5 protein-coding genes are annotated in these 10285 nt (G+C 72.6%); all 5 read left to right on the plus strand.

Going from position 1 to position 10285, the window contains the following annotated elements:
• Positions 1-66: 66 nt before the first annotated feature.
• The 5 genes from IE277_RS44300 to IE277_RS44320 all read left to right on the plus strand — a co-directional run bounded on the left by IE277_RS44300 (position 67) and on the right by IE277_RS44320 (position 10166).
• Positions 67-384: an acyl carrier protein gene (locus IE277_RS44300; protein ID WP_189959472.1), complete on the plus strand. Its 318-nt coding sequence runs from the start codon at positions 67-69 to the stop codon at positions 382-384.
• Entirely contained in the window at positions 374-6604 is a 6231-nt protein-coding gene (locus tag IE277_RS44305) for a type I polyketide synthase (RefSeq protein ID WP_189959474.1), read from the plus strand. Before IE277_RS44300 ends, IE277_RS44305 begins: the two co-directional genes overlap by 11 nt.
• Before the next feature lie 26 nt (positions 6605-6630).
• On the plus strand, positions 6631-8238 hold the full coding sequence (locus IE277_RS44310; protein WP_189959476.1) for a long-chain-fatty-acid--CoA ligase: 1608 nt from the start codon (positions 6631-6633) through the stop codon (positions 8236-8238).
• On the plus strand, positions 8235-9026 hold the full coding sequence (locus IE277_RS44315) for a thioesterase II family protein (RefSeq protein ID WP_229882504.1): 792 nt from the start codon (positions 8235-8237) through the stop codon (positions 9024-9026). The genes IE277_RS44310 and IE277_RS44315 overlap by 4 nt, the downstream gene beginning before the upstream one ends.
• Before the next feature lie 153 nt (positions 9027-9179).
• Complete coding sequence (locus IE277_RS44320; protein WP_189959478.1) at positions 9180-10166, plus strand: LLM class flavin-dependent oxidoreductase; 987 nt, start codon at positions 9180-9182, stop codon at positions 10164-10166.
• Positions 10167-10285 lie beyond the last annotated feature (119 nt).

A 10285-nucleotide genomic window follows, 5' to 3' on the forward strand; every position in this document is an offset into this window, starting at 1 on the left:
CGGCGGGCCCGTCCGCATCAGCGCCCGATCAGCCGGGCGTCAGCACATGCTGTTTACCTTGATGCGATGAATACCAGCCGGGAACTGTGCGGCATGAGCCGGCAGGAGCGCCAAGACGCCCTGGAACAGCTCGTATCGAGGTATGTCAAGGAGGCGCTGTTCATGGACAGCGGTGACGAATTACCCCTCGATCAGGGATTTTTCGATCTCGGCCTGACATCTCTTCGACTCTCCGAGATAAGGGCCCGTCTGGAAGCCGAGCTCGACCTGGACATCGACGCCACGGTGCTTTTCAGCCGTCCCACGGTCGACCAGCTCGTCTCCCACCTCGCAGACAGGCTTTCCACACCGTCCGCCGACCAGAAGGCCTCCCATGTCCGGTGAAGCGCAGCAGTCCACGTCCTTCGCGGCGGACGAGACCGAGCCGATCGCCATCGTCGGAATCGGCCTGCGCCTGCCCGGGGGCAACGAGTCGGCGGACGACTTCGAGACCTTCCTGCGCGAGGGCCGCTCCGGCATCCGCCCCCTCCCGGAGGACCGCTGGGACGCCGAGGCGCTGCGCCCCGACGGCCCCGACGACAAGGGAAAGATCACCACCGCGGGCGGGGGCTTCCTCGACCGCATCGACCTGTTCGACGCGCCCTTCTTCAACATCTCCCCCAAAGAGGCCCGTTACATCGATCCCCAGCAGCGCATGGTGCTGGAGACCGCGTGGCAGGCACTGGAACACGCCGGCATCGACCCCACCCCGCTGCGCCACGGCAACGGGGGCGTCTACATGGGGGTCAGCTCGTTCGACTACGCGCTGCACATGGGCGCGCTGCCGTACGACGAACTCGACGGGCACCTCGCGGCCGGCAGCCCGGTCTTCGCCGTCGCCGGACGGGTGTCGTACTTCCTGGGCTGGCGCGGCCCCAGCATCTGTGTGGACAGCGCCTGTTCCTCCTCGCTGAGCGCCCTGCACCTGGCGGTCCAGGCGCTGCGCGCGGGCGAGTGCTCGATCGCGCTGTGCGGCGGGGTCAACGCGCTGCACCACCCGAGCTTCATGGTGATGTTCTCCCAGGGCCAGATGCTGGCGGCGGACGGACGGTGCAAGACCTTCGACGAGTCCGCCGACGGATACACCCGGGCCGAGGGCTGCGGCATCCTGGTCCTCAAGCGGCTGTCGGACGCCCGCCGGGCCGGCGACAACGTGATCGCCCTGGTGCGCGGCACCTCGATCGGCCAGGACGGCGACAGCGCCGGGCTGACGGTCCCGCACGGCCCCGCCCAGGAGCAGGTCATCCGCAACGCGCTCGCCGCGGCCCGGCTCACGCCCGGTGACATCCAGTACGTGGAGGCCCACGGCACCGGCACCCCGCTCGGCGACCCGATCGAACTGGGCGCCATCAACGGGGTGTTCGCCGACTCGCACTCACGGCAGAGCCCGCTGCTGGTCGGCTCGGTCAAGACCAACATCGGGCACATGGAGCCGGCTTCCGGCATCGTCGGTGTGATCAAGACAGCCCTGCAGCTCAAGTCCGGCCTGGTCTACCCCCACCTGAACCTCACCACCCCCACCAGCAGGATCCCCTGGGACACCTATCCGGTGACGGTGCCAACGACCTGCCGGCCCTGGCCGGCCGGCACCCGGCGAGCGGTGGTGAACAGCTTCGGCTTCGCCGGGACCATCGCCGCGACCGTGCTGGAGCAGGCACCGCCGGCCGCCGACGCGCCCGCCCGCCAGGCGTCCGAGACGGACTCCGACGTGCGGGTGTTCACCCTGTCGGGCAAGAACGCCGCCGGACTGCGGCGCCAGGTCGACAGCTACCGCACCTTCGTCGACGCCCATCCCGACCTGGATCTCGCCCGGCTGTGCCACACCGCCAACGTGGGCCGGGCCCACCTCCCCCAGCGGGTCGCGGGCGTCGTCCGCAGCCGCACGGACCTGGTCAAGCTGCTCGACGCGGCCGCGGACCGGGAGAACACCGCACCCGCCGTGCGCAAGGTGGCGTTCTGCTTCAGCGGGCAGGGCACGCAGTACGCGGGCATGGGCGCCGCCCTCTACCGCCGCTTCGCGGTCTTCCGGGAACACGTGGACGCCTGCGACGACCTGTTCGCCCCGTATCTGGCCGAGTCCGTACGGGCGCTGATACTCGGCAAGGCCACCGACCCGACGCTGCTGGACCGGACCGGCTACACCCAGCCGGCCCTGTTCACCTTCGAGTACGCGCTGGCCCGCCTGTGGATGTCGTGGGGCATCAGGCCCAGCGTCCTGATGGGCCACAGCATCGGCGAGGTCGCCGCCGCCGCGGTCGCCGGACTGTTCTCGCTGTCCGACGCGGTCACCCTGGTGGCCCATCGGGCGCGCCTGATGCAGTCGGTGCGGCAGACGGGCGGCATGGCGGCGGTGGGCATGCCCGAGGACAAGGTGTCCGCGCTGCTCGCCGACCGCCCGGGGCTCGCGCTGGCCGCCGTCAACGCCCCCGACCAGTGCGTCGTCTCCGGGGCCGCGGACCAGTTGGCGGACCTCGTCGGCGAACTGCGTGAACTCGGCATCCAGGTGGATCCGCTGACCGTCTCCCACGCCTTCCACTCGCCGCTGATGGCGGAGGTGTTCGACGAGTTCAGGGCCGCCATCGACACGATCGTCTTCCGGCAGCCGGAGATCCCGCTGATCTCCAACATCACCGGTGCGCCGGGCCGGTTCCCGGAACTGGGCAACCCCGACTACTGGGTGCGGCACATCGGGGAACCGGTGCTGTTCATGGCGGGCGTACAAGCGGTGGCGCAGCGCGGCCGGCACGCCTTCGTCGAGATCGGGCCGTCCACGGCACTCACCGCGCTGGCGAAGCGGTGCGTGCCCGCCGAGGACCACCGGTGGATCGCGAGCGCCCGCCGCCGCGACCCGGACGGCGACACGGTGCTGCGCGGCCTGGCCGACCTGTACGCCGCGGGCGTCAACGTGTCGTGGTCCGACGTCCACGCGGGACACTCCCTGCCGAGGATGCAGCTGCCCGGCTACGCCTTCGAACGCAAGCGGTACTGGCTGCCCGAGCACACCCGGACGGCCGCCGACGCGGCCGCCGGACAGGGTTCCGACCGGCATCCGCTGCTGGGCAGGGAGGACCCGGCCCCCGCGGAACAGCCCGACGGCACCCGGCAGTTCACCGGCCGGTACACGGCCGGACGGCCGTCCGTACTGAACGGGCACACGACCGCCCAGGGACAGGTGGCGCCCTCCGCCGCGTATGTGGAGCTGTCGCTGGCCCTGCAGGACACCGTGTACGGCCACACCCGTCGCACCCTGCGGGATCTGCGGGTGCTGGAGCCGCTGACGCTGCCCGAGGAGGGCACGGTCGAGATCCGCACCCGACTGCTGCCCCGTCCGGAGGGCGGCGACCGGGTCGAGGTGGCCAGCGGCCCCGCCGACCAGGAACGGCTGCACGCCACCGCCGTCCTCGCGGACCCCGACGGGACGAGGCCGCAGGACACCGCCGGCGCCGCGTTGCGTGCCCTGGCCGACATGCCCGGCGAGGCGGCGGAGACCGTCCTCGCGGAAGACCTCTACACGGACCTCGCATCGGTGGGCCGCCGCTACTCGGACCGCTACCGTCTGCTGACCCGGGTGTCCCGGCATCCCGGCGGCGTCATCACCGGCGAACTGGCCAACCGGACCACCGGCGCCGCCGAGCACCTGCCCGTCGAGGTCCTGGAGTGCGCCACCCAGGCCGTCGCGGCGCTGGACGCGCACAGCACCGCCGTCATCCCCCTCGGGTACGGCAGCGTCCGGCTGTTCCAGAAGCCGCGCGGTGCCCGGCTGCGCATGGTCGGCCGGGTGACCGGCACCGGCGACGAGCGGCACGCCGACCTCCTGCTGCTGGACGGCGACGCACCCGTCGCCGAGCTGCGGGACGTACGGTTCGGCCTGCCCGGACAGCCCGAGCACCGGCCGCGCTTCCTGCACCGGCTCGAATGGCTGCGCCGCGGTGCCGTACCGCTCGCGGAGCCGGCCGCCCGCCACATCCTGGTGCTGGGCGCGGCGTCCACCGACCGGGCCGCCACCGCGAACGGTGTGCGCTGGACGTACCTGGACGGCCCCGGCGCCCTGGCCGACGCGCTCGCCGATGCCTCGGTGACCGATGTGTGCTGGTGCTGGCAGGCCGGGGACGGGCCGATGTCCGCCGCCCGGCTCCGTGCCGAGTGCGAGCGCAACTACCGGGATCTGCTGACCGTCGTGGCCGCACTGACCGGCTCGGGAGCGCACAAGGCGGCACGGCTGTGGCTCGTCACCCGCCGGGCCCAGTGGCTGCCCGACGACCGGCCGGGCACGGGCGAGCAGTTGGCCGCCGCCACCCTGTGGGGCTTCGGGCACACGCTGCTCAACGAGTATCCGGGCCACCGGGCCACGCTGGTCGATCTGCCGGCCGACGCCGGGCTCGACGTGCTGGCCGACGAGGTGCGCGCGCAGGCAACGGACGACTACCAGATCGCCTACCGCGACGGCCGCCGCCATGTGCGCCGGCTGCTGCCCGGCGAGGCCACCCCCGCCTGGCAGGGCGGATTCGCCGTGCGGTGGCCCGAGTCCGGCGAAGGACACGAGCTCGTTCCGGTCGCGGCGGACGAGACGGCTCCCGGCCCCGGCGAGGTCCGGCTGCGGGTGCACGGCGCCGCGGTGCACCATCGCACCACCGCGCCGGTCCCGGAGACGGAGCCCGCCGTACTCGGCTCGGGGTGCAGCGGGACGGTCGTCGAGGTGGGTTCCGGAGCGCCGTTCGCGGTCGGTGACCGGGTGGTGGCCCACCACACCGGCTCGCTGCGCGGCAGCGTGACGGTCGCGGCCGACCTGGTGGCGACGGTGCCGGACACCCTGGACCTGGCCGCCGCGGCCGCCCTGCCCAGCTGCTACCTCACCGCCCACCGGGCACTGCGGCAGGCGCAGGCCGCGCCGGACGCCACGGTGCTGGTGCCGGTCAGGGACGGGGTCGGCCAGGCCCTCCTCGCCCTCGCGGCCCGGCAGGGACACCGGGTGATCGCCCTGGCCGTCGCCGAAGCGCTCCCCGCGCTCGCGGCACCGGAGCGGATCCAGGTCATCGCACCGCACATCGCCGACCCGGCCCGACAAGTGCTGCGGCTGACCGACGGGCGAGGCGTCGACGTCGCGTTCGACACCGACGGCACCGCTCCCTGGACCGCCTGCCTGGCCGCCGGCGGCCGGCACGTGCCGCTGGGTTCCCCGGGCCGGGACGGCACCGCACCGGCTGCCGACGGCGGCGCCGAAGCCGACGCGCCGGGCGAGCGGACCGGCGAGATCCTCTCGACGCTCGCGGCGGCGGTGGTCCGGGGCGAGCTGCCGCCGGTGCCCGTCGACGTCTTCCGGCTGGACGAGGCCGGCGAGGCGGTCACCGCCACCCAGGCCACCGCCACCCCGACCCCCTCCACCCTGGCCGGCACCCGCCAGCCGGTCGTGGTCGTCGCGCCGTCCGCCGCGGAGCGCTCCGGCCCGCCCACCGCGCGTCCGGCCCCCGTCGTACGACCGGACCGCACCTATCTGATCAGCGGCGGCCTCGGCGGTCTGGGACTGGTCACGGCCACCGAACTGGCCGACCGGGGGGCCAGGCACCTGGTGCTGGTCAGCCGCGGCGGAAAGGCGACACCTGAGGCCGAGCCGGTCCTCGCCGCCCTCGGCGAGCGATGCGAGATCACGGTGCGGCGGGCCGACCTCGCCGAACCGGCGGACGTGGCCCGGCTCTTCGCCGAACTACGCGGCGCCGACGTCCCGTTGGGCGGCATCGTGCACGCCGCCGGTACCGCGGGCAAGTCGCTGATCGGCAGCATGACCTGGCAGGACATCGACGAACAGCTCGCGGCCCAGGCCTACGGCGGCTGGCTGCTGCACGAGGCCAGCCTCGACTTCCCCGACCTCGACCTCTTCGTCGTCCACTCCTCGATCGCCGCGGTGGTCGGCGGCGCGACCCAGGCGCACTACGCCGCCGCGTTCACGTTCCTCGACGGACTGGTCGCCTGGCGCGCCCGGCAGGGCCTGGCGGGCCGGGCGGTGAACTGGGGCATGTGGTCCCGGGTGGGCATGTCCGCCCGGCTGGACGAGCACATGGCGACAGAGCTGGAACGCACCGGCATGCGGTTCTTCTCACCCGCACGGGCGCTGCGCACCCTGCGCCGGCTGCTGTCCGCCCCCGCCGTGCAGTACGTGGCCGGCGAGTGGGACTGGGACCGCTTCGTCACCGTCAATCCGCTGACCAACGCGCTCTACGCACGGGTCGTGGGCCGCGGCGGCACCGGACAGGGCAGCGGCCCGGAGGCGAGCGGCCCCGCGCTCGACCTCGACGCCCTGACGGCACAGCCGAAGCCGGAACGGCTCGCCGCCATCGGCCAGGTCGTGCTGGCCCGGGTCGCCGCCGTCCTCCAGGCGGAGGAGGAGGAAGTCGATCCCGCCACGGAATTCGTCGCGCTCGGCCTGGACTCGCTGATGTCGGTCGACCTGCGGGTGGGTCTGGAGTCGGACTTCCGCGTCCCGCTTCCCGCCTCCCTGACGTTCGACCACCCCTCCCCGCAGGCGCTGGCCGAACACCTCGACGCGCAGCTCGTCCCGGACGCCGGCTGACCGCCCCATCACTTCGAAGGAGACGCATGGACGAGGACACGTCCTGGACGCTGGCCGCGACGTCCGCCGCGCACGCCCGCGACCGCGCGGACCACACGGCCGTCATCTGCCAGGACCGCCGCACCAGTTACGGCCGGCTGCACCGGCTGAGCAACCAGGCGGCCCACGCGCTGCGGGCGTCCGGGGCCGGCCGCGGGACCCGGGTGGCCTGGCTGGGCCGCGAGTCGGAGTACTACTACACGGTCGTGCTGGCCTGCGCGAAGGCGGGCGCCGTGCTCGTACCCGTCAACTGGCGGCTGACGCCCAAGGAGGCCGACCACATCCTGCGGGACTCGGCGGCACAGCTGCTGTTCGTCGACGGCGACTTCCTGCCGGTGGCCGAACGGGTACGGCCGACACTGCCCGCGCTCGACACCGTGGTGCGCATCGACAGGGAAGGCGACACCGACCCCGGTGCCGGCCTGCGTGCCTGGTGGGCGGGTGCCCCCGACACCGATCTCGACCCGGTCACCGGCCCCGACGACGCCGTGGTGCAGATCTACACGAGCGGCACCACGGGTCTGCCCAAGGGCGCGGTGATACCGCACCGCAGCTTCTTCACCCTCGCGCCGGCGATGCGGCAGGCCGGCCTGGACTGGGTGGACTGGCGGCCCGACGACATCAACCTCATCTCCCTGCCCGGACTCGGCACCGCGGGGACCGCCTGGTTCTGGAACGGCTTCAACGCCGGGCTGACCAACGTCGTGATGCGCATGTTCGTACCGCAGGAGGCCATCCGGCTCATCCGCGGCCTCGGGGTGACCACCACCTTCGCCGCCCCCGCCATGCTGCGGATGATGCTCGACGAACGGGACGCCGGTCCGGAGGCGTTCGCCTCGATGCGGAAGATCTACTACGGCGGCGAGCCCATCTCCACCAGCCTGCTGACGCGCTGTCTGGAGGTGTACGGCTGCGAGTTCGTACAGATCTACGGCAGCACGGAGACCGCGACCGTGCCGGTGTGCCTGCCCCCGCGGGACCACCGGGCCGGCAGTCCGCGGCTGCGCTCGGCGGGCAAGGTGTGCCCCGGCACCGGCCTGAAGATCGTGGGCCCGGACGACCGGCCGCTGCCGCCCGGTGAGATCGGGCAGATCTGCATCCACACCCCCGGCCGGATGCTCGGCTACTTCAACCGGCCCGAGGCCACCGCCAGGACGCTGCGCGACGGCTGGCTGTACATGGGGGACAACGGCTACCTCGACGAGGACGGCTACCTGTTCGTCTGCGACCGGATCAACGACACCATCATCGTCGCCGGCCAGAACATCTACCCCGCCGAGATCGAGAAGGAGATAGCCGAGCATCCGGCCGTCGCCGAGAGCGCCGTCGTCGGCCTGGCCGACGACCACTGGGGCGAGGCGGTGCACGCCTGTGTCGTGCTCCGGCCGGGGCAGCGGCTGACCCCGCGCGAGCTGATGCTCTTCCTGCGCGGCCGGCTGGCCGACTACAAGATCCCTTCCGTCTTTCATTTCGTGTCCGAGCTGGAACGCAACCCCGCCGGCAAGATCCTTCGCCGGATCGCACGGGAGCGGCTGCAGGCCGCCGCTGCCGCGTCGGCCGACCACACCCATGTCATGGAGGGAACCGCAAGGTGAGCACCTCGATAGCGCAGAAAATGTCCGCGGCCGGCCAATGGTTCCAGCCCGCCGAGGCCGATCCCGACGCCCGGATCCGGCTGCTGCTGTTCCCGCACGCGGGCAGCGGAGCGATCATCTACCGGGACTGGCCGGACCTGCTGCCCGGCGACATCAGCGCCCAGGCGGTGACGCTGCCCGGGCGCCAGGAACGCCGCCAGGAAGAGGCCTACACCGCGTGGGAGCCCCTGGTGGAAGGCCTGTACGAGGCCGTGCTCGCCACGGTCGACCACCGCCCGTTCGCCTTCTTCGGCCACTGCCTGGGCGCCCAGCTGTCGTACGAACTGGCCGTCCGCATGCAGAAGGACGGCATTCGGGGCCCGCTCATGGTGGGCATGTCCGGCTGGGCACCCGAGGGCTTCTTCGTGCCCCGCGAGGAGCACATCACCATGCCCGAGGAGCAACTGGTCTCCTGGATCAAGCGACTCGGCTCGTTCCCCGCGGAGATCTACGACAACCCCGAGATGCTGGGGATGGTCATCCCCGCGCTGCGCGCCGACCTGTCGGTGGCCGCCCAGCGCGTCGACCACGGTGCGCTGGTGCCCTGCCCGCTGGTGTCGTACGGCGGCAAGAGCGACGGTCTGCAGGAACAGGAGGGCGCCTTCGCCTCCTGGGTCCCGCGCAGCCCGCAGTACCTGGGTCACCGGGAGTACCCCGGCGGCCACTTCTTCATCGACGCCCACGCACAGGCCATCACGCAGGACTTCTGCAGCCAGCTCTACCGGCTGGCGGAGGCAACGCGCGACTGAGCCCCGATTGTCAGACCCGGTCGCCGAGGAACCGGCCACCCGTGGGCCACGCGTCCGGAGGACGCGTGGCCCACGGGCCCCATGCCCCATGCCCCATCCGCACCGCGCCCGTCCGCGATGCGACGGATGCGAAGAACGCGAAGGAGCCCTGCCATGCCCGCACCCGACCGGCTCCACGTCGGGATTCTGCTGCCCACCCGGGAACAGGCCATCACCGGCACCACCGATGCGCGCTCCCTCATCGACTTCGCGACCGAAGCCGAACAGCTCGGCTTCGATTCCCTGTGGGCCGGTGACTCCCTGATCGCCCGGCCCCGGCTGGACCCACTGGTCGTGCTGTCGGCCGCGGCCTCCGCAACCCGGCGCATCGGCCTGGGCACCGCGGCCCTGACCCCGGCGCTGCGCCATCCGCTGATCGGCGCGAACCTGATCAACAGCCTCGACCACATCAGCGGCGGCCGGCTCACCCTCGGTCTGGGATCGGGCTTCCCGATCCCAGAGACGGAACAGGAGTTCGCGGCGGCCGGCGCCTCCTACAGCAGCCGCGCCGGTCGCCTGGACGACCTGGTCGGCCTGTGGCGCCAGGCCTGGCAGGACCAGAGCGAGGGCACGCACGCGACCTACACGGGCCGGTACACCCAGGCACAGCACCTCGACCGGCTGCTGCCCGCCGCCCGGCTCGGCGGACCGCCGCTGTGGCTCGCCGGCAGCGACACCCCGGGCGTCCTGCGCCGGGTGGCCCGGCACTACGACGGCTGGCTGCCCTTCCTGCCCTCCACCACCGCGTACGCGAACGCCTGGCAGCGGATCCAGGACCTTCTCGCGCAGGAGGGCCGGCCCGCCGACGCGGTCGTACCCGGGCTGTACGCGACGATCAACGTCGGCGCCGACGAAAGCGCGGCCGAGGCCGAACTCGACCACTACATCCAGCGCTACTACCGCCGCTCACTGTCGGAAATGGCACCGATCCAGGCCTACTGCTGGGGTTCGGCCGAACGGTGCACGGAGTGGCTCCAGGGCTACGTCGCCGCCGGCGCCCGGCACATCATCCTGCGCATCGGCTCCCTCACCCCCGAGGCACACCTCAAGGACATCGCCCGGACCGTACTCGCCGCACTGCGGCCCACCGAAGCGCCATGACCACCAAGGGGCGGGTCACCGAGTTGCACGAGATCCGTGCGCGGGCGGTGGCAGGTCCGAGTGAGAAGGCGACCGAGGCGCAGCACGCCAAGGGCAAGCTGACGGCGCGGGAGCGGATC

The organism is Streptomyces alanosinicus, from assembly GCF_014650595.1.
GTDB lineage: Bacteria > Actinomycetota > Actinomycetes > Streptomycetales > Streptomycetaceae > Streptomyces > Streptomyces alanosinicus.